This window comes from Janthinobacterium sp. SUN118, assembly GCF_030397695.1.
In the GTDB taxonomy this organism is placed as follows: domain Bacteria; phylum Pseudomonadota; class Gammaproteobacteria; order Burkholderiales; family Burkholderiaceae_D; genus Janthinobacterium.
The window spans coordinates 1,110,957-1,127,975 of record NZ_JAPUBV010000001.1; the positions used below are offsets into that span (position 1 = coordinate 1,110,957).

Below are 17,019 nucleotides of genomic sequence, written 5' to 3' on the forward strand. Positions count from 1 at the left end.
GCCATCGGCCGGCATGCCCGGCAGCTTTGATCTGAGACAATGAAATCCACCCGGCAAGATTTTCCCGGCGCGCACGGCCATGTGCTGGCGGCGCGGCTCGACGCGCCCGATGGCGCCATCCGCGCCTATGCGCTGTTCGCCCACTGCTTCACGTGCGGCAAGGACGTGCTGGCCGCGCGGCGCATCGCGCAAGGTTTGACGGAACACGGCATCGCCGTGCTGCGCTTCGATTTCACGGGGCTGGGCGCCAGCGAAGGCGAGTTCGCCGCCACCAATTTTTCATCGAATGTGGACGACCTGGTGGTGGCTGCTGATTTCCTGCGCGCCAGGCACGCGGCACCGCAATTGCTGATCGGTCATAGCCTGGGCGGCGCGGCCGTGCTGGCCGCCGCCGCGCAAGTGCCGGAAGCAACGGCCGTGGTGACCCTGGCCGCGCCGAGCACGCCCGCCTACGTGACGCGCATGTTCAGCGATCACCTGGAGAAAATCGCCGCCGAGGGCGAAGCGCTGGTGCAGCTGGAAGGGCGACCGTTTCGCATCCGCCAGCAATTCGTCGACGACGCGGGCAGCCACAGTTTAAAAGACCACATCGCCGGCCTGCGCCGCGCCCTGCTGGTGATGCACGCGCCGAACGACACGACGGTGAGCCTGTCGAACGCGATGGATATTTTTACGGCAGCGAAACACCCGAAAAGCTTCGTCTCGCTCGACGACGCCGATCATTTATTGACGGGGCGCAATGATGCGGCGTATGTCGCCAATGTCATCGCCGCCTGGAGCGCGCGCTACCTGCAGCCGCAGTGATCAGGCATCCGGCCGCGCCAGTGCGGCGCTGATCGCATGGCAATCCGATTCATAGCCATGCAGGGGCAAGGATTGCAGCCTCCTGGCGTACCGCTCCATGGCGGCGGAATCTTGTGTTGCCGCCGCCGCTTGCGCCTGTTGCCCCAGTTCGCTGATGATGGCGGAATAGCACATATTGCTGTGAAACGCAGTCTGGAAGACGCCCGCATAAAAGGCCAGGAGGGCGGTGGACAGGACGGCGATGGCGGCAATGCTGAAACGGAGCATGAAGTCTTTCGCATGAAAAACGCCGTAACGGCACAGGGCAGATACGGCGCAGATGGCGGAACCGGTTGGATAAGCTGGGTGCCTGAAAAGTGCCCAGGGCAAGGCAACAAGGCCATGGGCCTTTTGCAGGCCCTCAGTCCTCGTCGAACTCGGCGGAAAGGTCTTTCCAGCCCTTGCTGGCCGCAAAGGCAGAAAATTCTTCCGGCGCTTCCAGAACGATCAGTTTCTTGTCTTGCAGGCCCAGGTCGCCATGGCCGAAGTCGGGGCCCACGTAGCCGAGGCTGCGCAAGCGGGCCAGGATGTGGCCGACCAGGGTCTTGTCCTTGTAGGCGCCCGCTTCGAGCGGGGCGGAAAAATCGACGTAGACGTCGATGATGCCGTAGCCTTCGTCGAAGATGCGGATGGCCTTGATGTCGTGGGCACGGCCGGAGCCGTCGGTGGCCTTGAAGGGGCCGCTGAGCTGGATGTCGGTGTCATTGTTCATGCCGCCAGCATACACCAAAAGCCGGCCCCGCAGAGGGGGCGCCACGCAAAATCCCCATGCCCGCGAGCACCTCAGCGCGCCTGCAGGATGGCCGACAGGCGGTCGCGCGTACCGGCGATGCGCTCCAGTTGCGGATACTTCAGGCCGCCATGGTAGTCGAGCGCCACCGTCTGGAATTGCTTGCCCTTCTTGACCAGCAAGTTGATCGGCTGCTTGCCCTCCCTGGCCGCCTGGATCGCCGCCTTCAGGAGCTTGGCCGTGTACGCCGTGCCATTCACGGCCAGCAAGGTGGTGTTGCCCGACAGGCCGGCCTGGAAGGCGGGACCGTCCCACAGCAGCTTGCCGATCTTGCCCTCCTTGTCGACGCTCAAACCCAGCGAATACGTCAGGTCCGTGCCCTTGCCGCGTTCTTCCGTCGCTTTCATGAACGGCGTGGGCGTGTCGCGGTAGACCAGTTTCCAGCCGGCGCGGGCCAGGCCGTCGAGCGGCGCGCCGGGGCCATGGCCGTCCAGGCGGCTGCGCAGAAAACGTGCCCAGTCGTGCGGCTGCACGGCGTTCAGGGCCGCCACCACGTCGTCGAAGGTGTAGGGCAGGGGCGTGGTGCTGCCATCCTGCACGCCGAAGAAGGCGCGCGCGAAATCGTCGAGCGAACGGCGTTCGCCCGACAGTTCGCGGATGGTGGTGTCGACGTCGAGCCACACCAGCGCCCCTTCCATGTAGTAATCTTCATCGCGCTGCCAGCTGCTCCAGCCGATGGGACGGCGGCCATTGATGATGGGATCGTTGGTCGTGTCCTGCATGGCGCGCCAGCTGCGCCCGGGCATCACGTCATACTGGGCCGCCGTCGCCGCGAACAGGTCGCGCATATTGGCCGGCGCCACCAGGCCGGAGCGGGCCGCCAGCACATTGCCCCAGTACTGCGTCTGGCCTTCATACACCCACAGCAGGCTGTTTTGCAGCGGCGTGTTGAAATCCGGCGTGTCCTGCCCGCCCGGACGGCGGAACTTGCCGTTCCACGAATGCGCGAGTTCGTGCGGCAGCAGCACGCGGCCCGCCTCGTTCTTGTCCCAGTCGCTGAAATAGCCGGGCTTGACGCCGTTTTCGCTCGATTGCAGGTGCTCGCGGCCGATGCCGCCGAACTCGTCGCTCAAGGCCAGCAAAAAATCATAGTGGCGGTAATGGCGCGAAGCGAACAATTTATAGGCTTGCTGCAGCATGGCGCGGTGCTTCTCGACTTGCTGCGGCGTCGCTTCCAGGCTGTCGGCGCTGTCGGCCATCACGTTCAGGTACACGGGGACTTTGGCGCCCGGATCGAGGTCGATGCGCTCGAAATGGCGTCCGGCAAAGACGGGCGAGTCGACCAGGGTGTCGAGGTCCAGCGGTTCGAAATCGACTTGCTGGCTGGCCGGCGTGGCCGCACGCGCGCGCACTTCCAGGGCGCTGGCAAATTCCCAGCCGGCAGGCAGGGTCAAGCTGGGCTGCACGACGATGTCGCGCGCGGCCCGTCCGGCCGGATACAGGGTCATCGCATGCCATTGCACGCCCAGCATGGCGCTCGTCATGGTGATGCGGCCCTGGCTGGCGTCGACGGGCGAGAGGAACTGGTATTGCGCTTCCACGGCCGTGGCGCCGGGTGGCACGTCGAGGTGGAAGGCGAACATGTTGACGGGATCGCGCCGCCATTCCAGGGGCTGGCCGTTGGCGGACAGGCGCAGGCCGGCCAGCTGGTTCAGCGGCCCGCTGGGACCGTGGTTGCCCGGCACCCATTGCGGATAGAGCAGGGTCAGCTTGCCGGGCGCGGCCGGGATGCTCTCGCGGATGCTGAAAATCTGCTGCGCCACGTTGCTGGCGTCCACATGCAGGACGATGGGCGCGGGTGAGGCGGCCTGGGCCGCACTGGCAGCGAGGAAGATCAAGGACAAGCACAGGAGGGAACGGGACATGTGGCGGCGGGCTGGGGTGGCAAAGGGGCAGTATAAGTAATCCTCGGGAAAATTTTGTGAAATTGTGACAAACAGAGCCGGACGCCATGCAAGGCGGTCGCCGCGACGCGGTGCACGCACTGCCAGCGGTGGGCAACACCGCAGGGCGCCCGTTATGGAAGCCAGAAGTCACCGTAATGTATTGGGGGTTACTGCGCATCGTGTAAAAATTTCTTACAAATTTAGGGGCGTCTGGGGCGTTTTGCGCCGATTTCAAGGCCTTGAAAGGGGCTCGAATGGACGTATATCGGTAGCAAGCGGATGCTCATGGTGAGGTCCGCGATACTTATCGCTTAACTGAAAGGATATTTAATCATGCGTACTTTTGACCTTGCTCCTCTGTATCGTTCCGCCATTGGCTTCGACCGTCTGGCACAGCTGCTCAACGAACAGCGCGCCGATGCGCAGCCGAGCTATCCACCGTACAACATCGAACTGGTGTCGGAAGATAAATACCGGATCGTGATGGCATTGGCCGGCTTCTCGCGCGAAGAGATCGACATCATCACGGAACGCGATTCGCTGCACGTCACGGGCCGCAAGCAGAAAGATGGCGTCGAGCGCACCTTCTTGCACCGCGGTATCGCCGCCCGCGATTTCGAACAGCGCTTCCAGCTGGCCAACCATGTGAAGGTCACGGGCGCCACGTTTGAAAACGGCATGCTGACCATCGACCTGGTGCGTGAAGTGCCCGAAGCGCTGAAACCGCGCAAGATCGAGATCGAAGCCGGCAGCACGGCCACCGTCAGCGCGCTGGAACAGCGCCAGGCGGCCTAGGCTGACCCAGGCGCCCCTGCGGGTGCTTGAGCAGGCGGGAGGGTTCCGTCCTCCCATGCAGTAGAATACTGGCCGGTTTATCCGGCCAGTGTTGCGTCTGCACCCATGACAGCATTCCCCCTTTGTGACATTTTTCCGTGCAGCTGCCCATGCATGCGGAACGCAGGATTAAGCCATGCTTAAAGGCGCAAATGCCTGTTTCCAAATGGAAAAATGTTAAGCACCGCCTAAGACTCGTGGCCCAATATTGCATACATCAAAATCTCATTGAATGAGGAGCAATTCATGGAACAGCAAGCGAATAACGCATCTCTCAAGATCAAACGCACCGTAGCCGCGCTGGCCGCGATCGGTGTGCTGGGCGCCGGTGGCGCCATGGTCGTACATCAGAACAATGCCGGCGCGAATGCCGCGGCGGCAGCCGCCCCCGTGGCTGCCGCTGTCGCGCCCGTCGCCGTGGCGCCGCTGGTGGCCTTGCCCGACTTTAGCCAGATCGCCGCGCGCAACAGCCCGGCCGTGGTGAACATCAGCGTGACGGGCAGCACCAAGGTCGCGTATGACCCGTCGGCCCAGGCTGGCAACGACGACTTCGGCAACGATCCCTTCTTCGAATTCTTCCGTCGCTTCCAGGGCCCGCAAGGGGGACAGCGCGGCGGCCGCGACGTGCCCACGCACGGCCTCGGTTCCGGCTTCATCGTCAGTCCGGACGGCATCATCATGACGAATGCCCACGTGGTGCGCGATGCGCGCGAAGTGACCGTCAAGCTCAACGACCGCCGCGAATTCCGCGCCAAGGTGCTGGGCACGGATCCGAAGACCGATATCGCCGTGCTGAAGATCGACGCCAACAACCTGCCCATCGTGCCGCTCGGCCATTCGAGCGACTTGAAAGTGGGCGAATGGGTGCTGGCCATCGGTTCGCCGTATGGTTTCGACAGCACGGTGACGGCCGGCGTGGTCAGCGCCAAGGGCCGTTCCCTGCCTGACGACAGCAATGTGCCCTTCATCCAGACCGACGTCGCGGTGAACCCTGGCAACTCGGGCGGTCCGCTGTTCAACACGCGCGGCGAAGTGGTCGGCATCAATTCGCAGATCTACAGCCAGACGGGCGGCTTCCAGGGCCTGTCGTTCGCCATCCCGATCGACCTGGCCAGCCGCATCAAGGACCAGATCGTCGCCACGGGCAAGGCCAGCCACGCCAAGCTGGGCGTGACGGTGCAGGAAGTCAACCAGGGCTTTGCCGACTCGTTCAAGCTGGCCACGCCGGAAGGCGCGCTGGTCGCCAACGTGGAGCGCGGCAGCCCGGCCGACAAGGCGGGCCTGAAGTCGGGCGACGTGGTGCGCAAGGTAAATGGTCAGCGCATCGTTGCTTCGGCCGACTTGCCGGCGCTGGTGGGCACTTCCTTGCCTGGCGACAAGATCAACATGGATGTCTGGCGCGACGGCAAGATCGTCAGCCTGACGGCCACGCTGGGCAATGCGGCCGACAAGGTGGCCGAAGTGGCGAAGAGCGATAGCGCCGCCGGCAAGGTGAAACTGGGCCTGGCCCTGCGTCCGTTACAATCGGATGAAAAACGCGAGGCGGGCATCAGCGCCGGCCTGCTGGTGGAAGACGCGGGCGGCGCTGCGGCCAATGCCGGGGTGCAGCCGGGCGACGTGCTATTGTCGGTCAATGGCCGTCCCGTCAATACCGTCGAGCAGGTGCGCGACGTCGTCGACAAGTCCGCCAAGTCGGTGGCCTTGCTGATACAGCGCGGCCCCGATAAGATCTTCATTCCCGTGCGCCTCGGTTGATCTGGCGCAGGATGCAAGGTCGATAAAACAGTGAATATGAAGGAGTAGGGCATGCGGCTATTGCTGGTGGAAGACGATACGATGATCGGCGAGGTGGTGCTCGACTTGCTGCGCGCCGAGCATTACGCGGTGGACTGGGTCAAGGATGGCGACATGGCCGATACGGCCCTGCAAACGCAAACCTATGACCTGGTGCTGCTGGACCTGGGCTTGCCGCGCAAGGATGGTCTCGACGTGCTGCGTTCGATGCGTTTGCGCAAACTCGACACGCCGGTACTCGTGGCCACGGCGCGCGACGCCGTCGAGCAGCGCATCGCGGGACTCGACGCGGGCGCCGACGATTACGTGTTGAAGCCGTATGACCTCGATGAGTTACTGGCGCGCATACGCGCCTTGCTGCGGCGCGCCTCGGGACGGCCGGAACCGATCTTCGAGCACCAGGGCGTGTCCATCAATCCGCTGACGCGCGAAGTGATCGCCGATGGCCATCCCGTCAACCTGTCGGCGCGCGAGTGGGCCGTGCTCGAAGCGCTGATCGCGCGCCCCGGCATCGTGCTGTCGCGCGCGCAGCTGGAAGAAAAGCTGTACAGTTGGAAGGATGAAGTCAACAGCAATGCCGTGGAAGTGTATATCCACGGCTTGCGCAAGAAGCTGGGCAGCGACCTGATCCAGAACGTGCGCGGCCTCGGCTACATGGTGCCGAAGGCATGAGGATGAAGGTCACGGTGACGCACTCGCTGCGCGGCCGTCTGCTGTGGTTTTTGCTGGCGGCCATCATCATGGCGGCCCTGGCGCAGGCGTCGATCGCCTACCGCAGCGCCCTGTACGACGCCGACCAGATCTTCGATTACCACATGCAGCAGATGGCCCTGTCGCTGCGCTCCGGCGCGCCGCTGGCCAACCATGCGCAAGCCTTGCCGGCCGATCCCGTCAACAACGACATGGTGGTGCAGGTATGGACGCCGGATGGCGTGCAGGTGTTCCGTTCGATCACGCGCGCGGAACTGCCGCAGCGCGCCGTGCTGGGCTTTTCCAACGTGAAGGCCAACGGCACCACCTACCGCATCTTTTCCGTGCAGACCAGTTCCCAGACCGTGCAGATCGCCCAGGACATGGCCGTGCGCAAGCGCATGGCCGGCAGCCTGGCGCTGCGCACGGTCGGCCCCATCGCGCTGATGGCGCCGATTTTGATGCTGGTCGTGTGGTGGGTCGTCAGCGGTTCGCTGGCGCCCGTCTCGCGCGTGCGCAAGCAGGTGGCGGCGCGCCAGGCGGACGACTTGTCGCCCGTCTCGGAAGCGGGCTTGCCCGATGAAGTGCGCCCCCTCGTGCATGAACTGAACCTGCTGTTCGGGCGCGTGAAGACGGCGTTCGACGCGCAGCAGCATTTCGTCGCCGACGCCGCGCATGAATTGCGCACGCCGCTGGCGGCCCTGAAACTGCAGGTATTGAGCCTGGAGCGGGCCGAATCGGCGGACAAGCGCAGCCTGGCGATTTCCCGCGTGAGCGCCGGCATCGAGCGGGCCACGCGCCTGGTCGAACAGCTGCTGGTGCTGGCGCGCCAGGAAGCGAGCGCCGCCAGCGGCGACCAGCTGCAGGCGGTGGACTTGAACGACGTCGTCAAGCGGGCGCTGGGCGACATGGCGGGCATCGCGCAGGCGCGCAAGATCGACCTGGGCCTGCACCACATGGACCCGGCCAAGGTGGCCGGCCAGGCCGACGCCCTCAACATCATGCTGCGCAACCTGGTCGACAACGCCATCAAATACACGCCGCAGGGTGGCACGGTCGACATCGACTTGCGTGCCAGTCCCGTCGGCGTGACCCTGTCGGTGGAAGACAGCGGCCCCGGCATCCCGCCCGAGGAGCGCGAGCGCGTCTTCAGCCGCTTCTACCGCGTGCCGGGCACGGACGCCAATGGCAGCGGCCTGGGGCTGGCCATCATCAAGGCCATCGCCGAACGCCACGGCGCGCGCCTGGTGCTGGACAAGTCCGAACGCCTGGGCGGCCTGTGCGTGCGCGTGGAGTTTCCGCTTCGGCCAGTGAAAACGTGATTTCATCGTAGGCGGCCGTATTACCGGAAAACGGTGCTGGCAAAGCTGGCGACATTGAAATAAAAAAGCCTGGAATGAGATATTCCAGGCTTTTTTATTTCAATGCCGGATTCCGGATATATATTCTGTGTACCGTCAGAATATGATGCCGGAGACATCTTCGCCATCGGACCAGCGCGTACACGTATTAGTGCCATACACGCTGATAACCTGGCCGCTTACCCGGGCAGCCAGCAGCATCGCCATTTGCTGTTTTCCCGTGGTCGATTTTTCATCGGCAATGATCCAGTAGGAATGGGTCGCGCAGGCGGGTTTTCCCGTGGCCTTATTTTCCATCTCAAAATAGATCATGCCATCGCTGGACCGAACGATCAGGTTCAGGACTTTTCCGTTTTGTTCCCCCGCATAGGCGATATTCGATTGCGTGGCGAATAGCAAGGCGAATATGGAGATGAACTTATGCATGATTTCCTTGTATTGTTGACTAAAAAAATATTCTAAATTGTATTGGAGATATTGAGCAAGCGTTCGGCGTTATTTTTACAGCTGCTGCACGGTGATGGATTTATGCTCGATATGATTTTGCAGAAGTTGATCGGGGTTTGATTTTTTTGCGCCATGTGCATTGACGTATCCTTGCCATATCTATATTGTTTGCGCAATAAGCAAGATATTCAATGTATTAGGTCATGGAGCACAGCATGAAGAAAATCGGATTTTCAGGAACCCTCGACCCCATTACCAACGGCCATATGTGGGTGATCGGCGAGGCGCGTTCGCTCGCCGACGAGGTGATCGTCTTCCTGTCGCAAAACCCCGCCAAGAAACCGCAATTTCCCGCCGAGGACCGCAAGCGCATCATCGAGCAGAGCGCGCGCGAGTGCGGCTGGGAGAATGTACAGGTGGTCATCGTCAAAGGGGATTACACGGCGCGCGCGGCGAAAAAGCACGGCTGCGACTATCTGATACGCGGCATTCGCACGACAGCCGATTTCGACTATGAAAACCTGATCCAGCAAACGAATGTGGACGTGTTGCAGGGCGCCAAGACCATTTTCGTGATGCCGCCGCGCGACCTCGGTTCCGTCAGCTCCAGCTTCGTCAAGGCACTGGAAGGCCCCGTCGGCTGGAACTGGACCATGAAAAAATTCGTTCCCGGCCCCGCCTACCAGGCGTGGATCCTCGACTGCCTGCGCAAGGAATGGGAAGCGCTGTGGAATTACTCCAGCGTAGCCGAGGCCGAGATCGTCCTGTTTGACCACTGGTTCGCACACCTGACGGGACCGCAGGCGTATGGCGGCGTGGACCGCCACTATCACAACCTCGATCACCTGGTGCACGGCTTGTCCGAGATCCGTGTCTGGGCCGACAACACCTACGCAGCCAAGCGCGATAGCGCGCTGCTGAAGAAGGCATTCTGGTTCCACGACGCCGTCTACAGCCACGATGAAGATGCGCTGTATTCGAGCGAAGAGGCGAGCGCCCAGCTGTGGCTGGGCAGCGGCCTCGATGCGGGCGACAACGCTGATGTCGCGCAACTGATCCGCGCCACCGACCACTTCCAGGCTTCCTCGATTACGCATGCGTTAAAGGATGTCATGCTCAGCGCCGACCTGGCCATCCTGGGGCAGGACGACGAAGTCTATCAAGCCTACACGCAAGCGATCGGCCGCGAATACGCGCACGTCGACCCCGTGCGCTTCAAGCAGCAACGGAGCTTGGCCCTGCAGCATTTATGTGGCAAGGCGCAGGCGGGGAAGCTGTTTGGCGATGCATATTTTGCGGATCAGTACAACGGGCGCGCCATTGAAAATATGAGCAATGAAATTGCCAGATTGTAAATTTGCATGTGGCTGAGGGGCATGATTTTGGTTGAGTGAAATAAATTTTTATATTTGTGAATTAATTTTTTCTTATAAGAGAGAATATGTCTAAAAAAATAAAATTGCTTATTTTGTTTTTAGTTTGTCCGAATTTTCTGTTCGCGCAAAATTTAAAAATTGAAAAAGATCCATATGGGGAGCAGGCGGATTTGCGCATGCATGAAAATTATGGATCTTTTGATAGTGTCGATCCATATTCTGGAAACTTGCGTATAAGTCAAAAAGAACTTGTTTTAAGAAATAGTGGCGGGTTTGATCTGGGTGTTTTTAGGAATTATGATGTTTCACGTATTTTTTTTAGTGGAAATGATGAAAACTATCAAAAGTCTGCAACATTTGTCGGCTTCGGTTGGGGGTGGTCCGTCAATGTGGCACCAAAGTTATTGATGAATTTGCGGCCGATAGAATGGGGGCCATTGGATCCGATTGAAAAATTTGATCAGGTATGTACAAAAAAAACTGATACTCTCGGGGTTGATTATTTGCTGGAACATGTCGATGGTAAACTCGAGTCATTGCATCATTTTGATAGTACATATGCGATAGTAAGTGCATCGAATTGGAAGTTGACCTGCGATCAAAGTGGTATCCATGTTTTGCATTCACCAGACGGTACTTCTTATAGAATGGATGTAAAAACCCATTTGATTACGTCGGCAGTTCATATGGCTAATCAAAACTATAACGATGACAATCGTCCCGCGTTAAGTTTGTTAGTTCAGGCAAGCAAGATTACTGATAAATTTGGAAATTGGTTTGCAATTGAATATCTGGATGCCAAAGATCCAAAAGTTTTTGGAACATCGTATGTTCTTACTGCATCTAAGCTGCCTGCTGTGATTACATCGAGCGATAGTCAGGTACTGAGGTTGAATTATGAAAGTGGTGTGGCGGGCACATCAATTTATGCTCCAGGCCGAACCGCCAGGCTGAGTACGATAGTGCGATCGGATGGCGCAGTATGGACCTATAAATATAAAAATACCGCGACGCAAAGTACTCCAACAGGGGTTGTCAATCCCCCCAGCCAGATATATAGCTTGCTGACTGAAGTCATACGGCCGGATGGAGATAAATGGTTATTTGATTACTGGGATAATGTTCAGTTTATTGCGGCAAATGAAGTTGGTCAACCGCTCGGCATACCCACGAAAAGAGCCACCAGTGATAAATTGAAACGCGTTACCTTGCCAACGGGTGGGACGGTATCATACGAATATGAGGCATCCAAGGCTTTCCCACGTTGGATTTCAACATATGAAGCGACTGGTGAAAATGTTCTTGAAGCAAATGAAGGCACTATTTTGCAGAATGTGCGAGTGAAGAAGAGAAGTACTTCTGATAACGCAATATGGAATTATACTTATAAGCCAGGAACAGTTCGGGGTGAATATGATATGACCACCGTAGATGGACCTGAAGGGCGTACTCAATACAAGCATATTGGAGTTAATTTTTTTACACCGCCAATTGTGGCTTCTTCGGGAGATATCGTATGGGGTTATGGTACCTACGAAAATAATGTCGCATGGAAAGTGGGTTTGTTGCTGGAGAAGAAAGTTGGCGATAACTATATTGAAACCTACTCTTGGGATTATCGCGACTTTGCGTTAGGGGGGAATACAGTTGTTGGCCGGATTGGTCTGATGGATTTTCCCGCAAAAACACCTAAATTACTCGAAAAAACCATTTTGATGGATGGGGCCAGCTATCAGAGAAAAAATTCGAATTTTGATTCAATGGGGAATATTGGAAGAATCGTTGAAAGTGGGCCAAATGGGGGGGCAAAGGATACGACTATAACGTATGTTAATGATACCAATCGATGGATACTTGGCGTTCTAAAATCATCAACTTCAGAAGTTGAAACTGTTTCCAAGGAATTGGACGCGAATTATAGTGTTTTGTCGCAAACAATCAATGGCGTAACCGAAAAGTATACGTATGATTCGATGGGGAATGTATCAACAAAAACTGCACCGCGAGGATTGCTATACACTTATTCAAATTACAAGCGTGGTGTTGCACAAAAAGAGAACCAGCCTGAAGATATCATCCTGACACGGATTGTCGATGATAGCGGAAATGTTATCTCTGATACCAATGGAGAGGGGCGGACTACTACGTATACATACGATGGATTGGATCGTATGACATCGACTACATATCCTGTACGTAATAAAGTGATGATGGTGTATGGTGCCAATTCAAGGACAGTGTTGCGTGGTCCATTGACAGAGGAAGCCAGATATGATGCTTTCGGCCGTGTATCGAGTATAAGTTTAGGTGGAGTAGTAAAAACTTTTGAGTATGACGGGTTGGGGCGAATGATTTTCGATTCTCATCCTGGTGCAAGTTCCGGAAATAGTTACCAATACGATCAACTAGGCAGAATTGTTCGATTGGGAAATTCGGACGGCACTTTCGAAAGTTATTCTTATGCTGCCGGCACAAACCATGTTGTCGATGAGCGAGGTTACAAGAGCAGCTACAAGTATCGTTCCTACGCCGATCACAAAGAAGGCCTGCTAATGGAAGTAACGGCACCCGAAGTGTCGGCTAATATTATTATCGAGCGTAATCCGAATGGCTTGATTTCTTCGGTTTCTCAGGACGGTCAGAAGCGTAGCTACACCTATGATGCGAATAATTATCTTGTCAGCGTCATCAATCCTGAAACCGGTACTACTATCTATGGCCGTGATGCTGCAGGAAATATGACGTCAAAAACTGTCGGCTCATCGGGAAGAACCATCTACACCTACGATGGACAAAATCGTCTGATTTCTTCAGTTTATCCAGGTGATACACCGTCAGTTACTAATAGTTATAATAAAAATGGAAAAATCCTGACCAGTACTTCTGCTGGCGGAAATCGTATTTATGAGTATGATGGGAATGGAAATCTGATTGTGGATTCCTTGACCGTTGATGGAAATACTTTTTCTGCATTGTATTCCTATACTAACAATGATCAATTGCGTTCGACGACATATCCTCGTTCGGGACGTGTGGTTAGTTATTCTCCCGATGTTTTGGGGCGACCAACCAAAGTGTCGGGATATGTGAATTCGATCAGTTACTGGCCATCTGGGCAATTGCGTGAAGTAAGCTACAAAAATGGTACCGTCACTAAATATGATCAAAATGTGAGATTGTGGCCAAGTAATTTTACAACTGAGAAAAATGGCGGGTCGATTTATCTCAATTCAAACTATGGTTTTGATGGCAGTGGAAACCTCACCAGCATAAACGATGTAAGCGATGCCAGTTACAACCGAACTCTTCGTTATGACGGCATTAACCGGTTGGTCGGTATTGACGGTCCTTGGGGGGCTGGTACTATTTCTTATAGCGGTGGTGGTAATATCACTCGTCAAATTCTGGGAAATTGGAATGTTTCCTATCAGTATCAGAATAATCGTTTGAGCAGCGTATCTGGCAGCCGCAACGGTAGCTATGCCTATGATGCCTATGGAAATATCACTGCTGCACCAGGGGTGAATTATAGTTTCGACAATCATTCTAATTTACGGTGCGTGAACTGTCATGATGTGGCCAATAAGCTGGAGTATGGCTATGACGCATCCGGTCAACGCAGTATCGTCGCAAAAGGCGGCATCAAAAATTATGAAATGTACGGTGCTGATGGTAAATTGCTGATTGAGTTTCGTCCAGCAATGAGCGACAAGCTGGTGGAATATTTTTATTTGGGTAATAAGCGGATTGCTCAGCGTATCAGTCCATCGTTCAGCGCAAACCAGAATCCTGGACGGCCTGATAATCCAGCAGGACCTAGCGATCCGAATGACGTGAATGATCCGGCAAATGGGGTAGGCGAAAGTACGCCGCCAGGAATCGACCCTGATACAGGTTTGCCTTTTAATAAGCCAATTGATCCATCAATGATTTCCATTATCATGCAAATTTTAATGGATGACTGATTTTTAAATATCGGATATTTTTTAATTTATAATAATTTATTGTGGATAATATATGAGGCTGTTAAAGTGTAATTTTTTGAAAATTTCATTTATTTTCATTGCTTCTCTCCTGTCATTTTATTCTCATGCTGATACTGTAACTTATTATCACAATGACATATCTGGAAGTCCGCTCGTCGCTACGGATAGTGGGGGAAATTTGCTATGGAAGGAAAATTATCGTCCATACGGCGACAAGATAAATATTGAGGCCGCAGGCACTGATAACAAGATTGGCTTTCATGGCAGGCCTTTTGATAATGTCAGCGGTTTGTCCTATATGGGGGCACGTTATTACGATCCTCTGCTGGGAAGGTTTATCGGAATAGATCCACAGACGGTGAATCCAGACGATGTTCATGGATTCAATCGCTACTCTTATGGAAATAACAATCCTTATAGATTTGTCGATCCTGATGGACATAGTCCAATTGATGTGGCATTCCTTGCCTGGGATATAGGAAAGCTGGGTCTGGCAATGTATACCGGCGTCGGGGTTGGTGGTGCCGTAGCCGATGTCGCGATGAGTGTTGTGGGAGTGATGAGTCCTATCCCAGGAACCGGACAGGCAATGAAGATTGCCAGGGCTGCAGAGCATGCAGTTGAGGCGACGAAAGTTGTCAAGTCTGCTGGAAAAATCGGCAGGGAAGGTGAGGCCGCCGTTCGTGCACATTATAAAATCGGTGCATCACCCAAAAAATTGATTGACATGAACGGCCGTAAGCGCAGGCCTGACGGCTTGAACAACGTGGAGTTGAGTGAGGTGAAGAATACCTCTAGGCAAGCTTGGACTCAGCAATTGCGAGACTATTCGGCATACGCCAAGGAAAATAATCTTAACTTTGTCCTGTATGTGCGGCCAAGCACCAAACTGACGCCGCCACTTGAAAAAGCGCTGCGCGAAGGGCATGTGGAGATAAAATATATCATTCCATTGCACTCAGCCAAGTAAATAATCAGGAACGTTATATGAACAAGAAAAAATTACCCCGTGAGCCACTCACCGAAGAGCAGTTGGAAAAGATGAAGCTCGACGATTTTGATAAGGTGGAACTGACGGATAGCGAACTGGCTTTATTGAGAAAAATAAATGAGGCCAGAAAATTGGAAACAAAAGAGCGTGCCGTCAGGCTGCTTGCCGAGCAAGAGCCAATTCTGCAAGAGCTCGCTGGCATAGGGTATGAGGTGGAATCCTTATGGGAATTGATCGATTCGGAAGAAAAGTACACCAACGCAATCCCAATATTGCTGAAACATTTATTGTTACCTTATTCCGATAGGACACGGGATCAGCTGGCGCGTGCGCTGGCTGTGAAAGAGGCGCGTCCTGCCTGGCCTGTGCTGGTTGAACAGTATTGCAAGACGCCTATCGGAAAAGGACTGGTGGCGCCTGGCGATACAAAGGAGTTGCCGCTGAGCGCCAAGTCAGGTCTGGCTTGTGCCTTGTCTGTTACCGTGGATGAGTCAACCATGCCTACCCTGATTTCCCTGATCAAGGATCCCGCGCATGGCGATAGCCGGATACTGCTGCTGTCGCCGTTGAAAAAATCCAAAAACGAGGCGGCCAAGGCGGTACTGGCTGAGCTTGCTGAAGACCCTGTCTTTAAAAGAGAGATCGCTTCCTGGCGCAAACCCAAAAGCTGAGATTGGGGCAGGCAAGCTAGCCTGTAGTGGAGACTCTTTTTTGAATGGCAAATGCCAGCGCATCCTCGAGCCGGTCATTGCCCCAGAATAGCTCGCCCGCGCTGATGAAGCTGGGCGTGCCAAACAGCTTCAGCGCCTGCGCCTGTTCAGTCTGGCGGCGCAGGCGCAGCTTGTTGTCCTGTGTCAAAGCCCGCGCCAGGATGGCCGGTGCGTCCAGCCCCAGTTCCGTTAATACCTCGCTGACCGCTTCGACGTTGTCGATCTCGCGGTCCGCGGCAAAATTCATCGTCATCATGCGCTGCGCAAACGGCGCGATCCAGCCCTGGTCGGCACCGACGAGGGCCACGCGCATGGGCAGCAGGGCCGTGCGGGGGAAGGTGCCGGGCTGGCGCCACGGCAAGCCATATTTCTCGCATAGGCGCGCCATGTCGCGCCACATGTAGTCGCCCTTGATTTTTTGCACAACGAAGGGCGACGTTTCCCATCCCAAGGACTTGAAGACGACGCCCAGCAGAAAAGGCTTCCAGACGACGTCAACGTTCTGCTCACGCGCCAGTGCCTCGATGCGCATGGCGCTCAGGTAGCTGTAGTTGCTGCCGAAATCGAACCAGAATTCCAGTGTGGGCATGATCATGACATCTCACCATGTGGCGGTTCAGGTTTCATCGTAGATGGATTGCAGGATGGTGAAATGATGGTTTCAACGGGCGTCGGCGTCTCTTTTTTCTGCCACGTATCGATAGTCGATACCCTTGTCCCATCGATTTTGCCAGTGAAGCAGGAACGATTTTGCCAATTCTGGACTGTTCCATACGACAACGACATTTTCGCTATTTGACGTGGCAGCATCCCTGCTGTAGTTGAAACTCCCATTTTGAACGGACACATCATCAGCAACGATGTATTTATCATGATGCATGGCATAAACTGAAATAGTTTTCGTTGGAATGCCAGTCTTGAATAGCAGGTCGAGGACCGCGATGCTGTTCTTTCGCTGGTTTCGCCGGGCATCAACAATTACCTGGACATCGACTCCTCGTTTCTTAGCGTTCAGCAACGCTTCTGCTATCTGGAGAGAGTTGAAGGAGTACGCGGCGAGTCTGATTTTGGAAACGGATGTATTGATGACCTTGAGAACCAATTCCTCTGCTCCCCTATCAGGGGAAAATGCATTTTCAATGGTCACAGCAGGTGTGCCGGATTGGCCAGGTACCCCTTCCGGCCGGCCGGCTCCCTGAGCTATCGACGCGAACGTAGCAGCAAAAATGGCGATAACGGCGATCTTTTTCATTATTAATAATCAGTATTAAATAATTAATCTTGTCGGCGGTTTTGCCTGTAAACATAGAT

Annotated in this window: 15 protein-coding genes; 9 read left to right on the forward strand and 6 right to left on the reverse strand. The window is 55.5% G+C overall.

Going from position 1 to position 17,019, the window contains the following annotated elements; all coding sequences use genetic code 11:
* Window positions 1-39: 39 nt before the first annotated feature.
* Entirely contained in the window at window positions 40-804 is a 765-nt protein-coding gene (locus tag O0880_RS05095; RefSeq protein ID WP_071322460.1) for an alpha/beta hydrolase, read from the forward strand.
* On the opposite strand, the gene O0880_RS05100 is transcribed toward O0880_RS05095, so the two are convergent.
* The 3 genes from O0880_RS05100 to O0880_RS05110 form a co-directional block, all read right to left on the reverse strand.
* Window positions 805-1,071, reverse strand: coding sequence for a hypothetical protein (locus tag O0880_RS05100; protein WP_289885400.1), 267 nt, complete (start codon window positions 1,069-1,071; stop codon window positions 805-807). It lies immediately after the preceding gene.
* Between the two features lie 133 nt (window positions 1,072-1,204).
* A complete protein-coding gene (locus O0880_RS05105) occupies window positions 1,205-1,555 on the reverse strand; it encodes a hypothetical protein (RefSeq protein ID WP_071326266.1) in 351 nt (116 codons plus the stop codon).
* Between the two features lie 71 nt (window positions 1,556-1,626).
* Complete coding sequence (locus O0880_RS05110) at window positions 1,627-3,498, reverse strand: peptidase M61 (RefSeq protein WP_289885401.1); 1,872 nt, start codon at window positions 3,496-3,498, stop codon at window positions 1,627-1,629.
* A gap of 354 nt (window positions 3,499-3,852) precedes the next feature.
* On the opposite strand from O0880_RS05110, the gene O0880_RS05115 reads away from it, so the two are divergent.
* From O0880_RS05115 to O0880_RS05130, 4 genes are all read left to right on the forward strand, one after another.
* A complete protein-coding gene (locus O0880_RS05115; RefSeq protein WP_071322463.1) occupies window positions 3,853-4,314 on the forward strand; it encodes an Hsp20 family protein in 462 nt (153 codons plus the stop codon).
* A 285-nt stretch (window positions 4,315-4,599) separates the two neighbouring features.
* Window positions 4,600-6,108 carry a Do family serine endopeptidase gene (locus O0880_RS05120; protein ID WP_289885405.1) on the forward strand — a complete coding sequence of 503 codons (1,509 nt, stop codon included), beginning with the start codon at window positions 4,600-4,602 and terminating at the stop codon, window positions 6,106-6,108.
* A gap of 51 nt (window positions 6,109-6,159) precedes the next feature.
* The gene (locus O0880_RS05125) at window positions 6,160-6,819 is read left to right on the forward strand and encodes a response regulator transcription factor (protein ID WP_071322464.1); all 660 of its coding nucleotides are present in this window, start codon (window positions 6,160-6,162) and stop codon (window positions 6,817-6,819) included.
* A gap of 2 nt (window positions 6,820-6,821) precedes the next feature.
* Window positions 6,822-8,159 (forward strand): ATP-binding protein, encoded by a 1,338-nt coding sequence (locus O0880_RS05130; protein WP_071322465.1) that lies wholly within the window; start codon window positions 6,822-6,824, stop codon window positions 8,157-8,159.
* A 135-nt stretch (window positions 8,160-8,294) separates the two neighbouring features.
* On the opposite strand, the gene O0880_RS05135 is transcribed toward O0880_RS05130, so the two are convergent.
* Window positions 8,295-8,624: a hypothetical protein gene (locus O0880_RS05135; protein WP_289885413.1), complete on the reverse strand. Its 330-nt coding sequence runs from the start codon at window positions 8,622-8,624 to the stop codon at window positions 8,295-8,297.
* Window positions 8,625-8,860: 236 nt separating this feature from the next.
* On the opposite strand from O0880_RS05135, the gene coaD reads away from it, so the two are divergent.
* From coaD to O0880_RS05155, 4 genes are all read left to right on the forward strand, one after another.
* A complete protein-coding gene (gene coaD, locus O0880_RS05140; RefSeq protein WP_289885415.1) occupies window positions 8,861-10,000 on the forward strand; it encodes a pantetheine-phosphate adenylyltransferase in 1,140 nt (379 codons plus the stop codon).
* A gap of 86 nt (window positions 10,001-10,086) precedes the next feature.
* The gene (locus tag O0880_RS05145) at window positions 10,087-13,986 is read left to right on the forward strand and encodes a hypothetical protein (protein ID WP_289885417.1); all 3,900 of its coding nucleotides are present in this window, start codon (window positions 10,087-10,089) and stop codon (window positions 13,984-13,986) included.
* 52 nt (window positions 13,987-14,038) lie between these two features.
* A complete protein-coding gene (locus tag O0880_RS05150; RefSeq protein WP_289885420.1) occupies window positions 14,039-14,977 on the forward strand; it encodes an RHS repeat-associated core domain-containing protein in 939 nt (312 codons plus the stop codon).
* Window positions 14,978-14,994: 17 nt separating this feature from the next.
* Complete coding sequence (locus O0880_RS05155) at window positions 14,995-15,669, forward strand: hypothetical protein (RefSeq protein ID WP_289885422.1); 675 nt, start codon at window positions 14,995-14,997, stop codon at window positions 15,667-15,669.
* Between the two features lie 16 nt (window positions 15,670-15,685).
* Here the strand turns inward: O0880_RS05155 and O0880_RS05160 are convergent, their stop codons facing one another.
* Window positions 15,686-16,303 (reverse strand): 2-hydroxychromene-2-carboxylate isomerase, encoded by a 618-nt coding sequence (locus tag O0880_RS05160; protein WP_289885423.1) that lies wholly within the window; start codon window positions 16,301-16,303, stop codon window positions 15,686-15,688.
* Window positions 16,304-16,369: 66 nt separating this feature from the next.
* Window positions 16,370-16,960 (reverse strand): phospholipase D family protein, encoded by a 591-nt coding sequence (locus tag O0880_RS05165; protein ID WP_289885425.1) that lies wholly within the window; start codon window positions 16,958-16,960, stop codon window positions 16,370-16,372.
* Window positions 16,961-17,019: the final 59 nt, after the last annotated feature.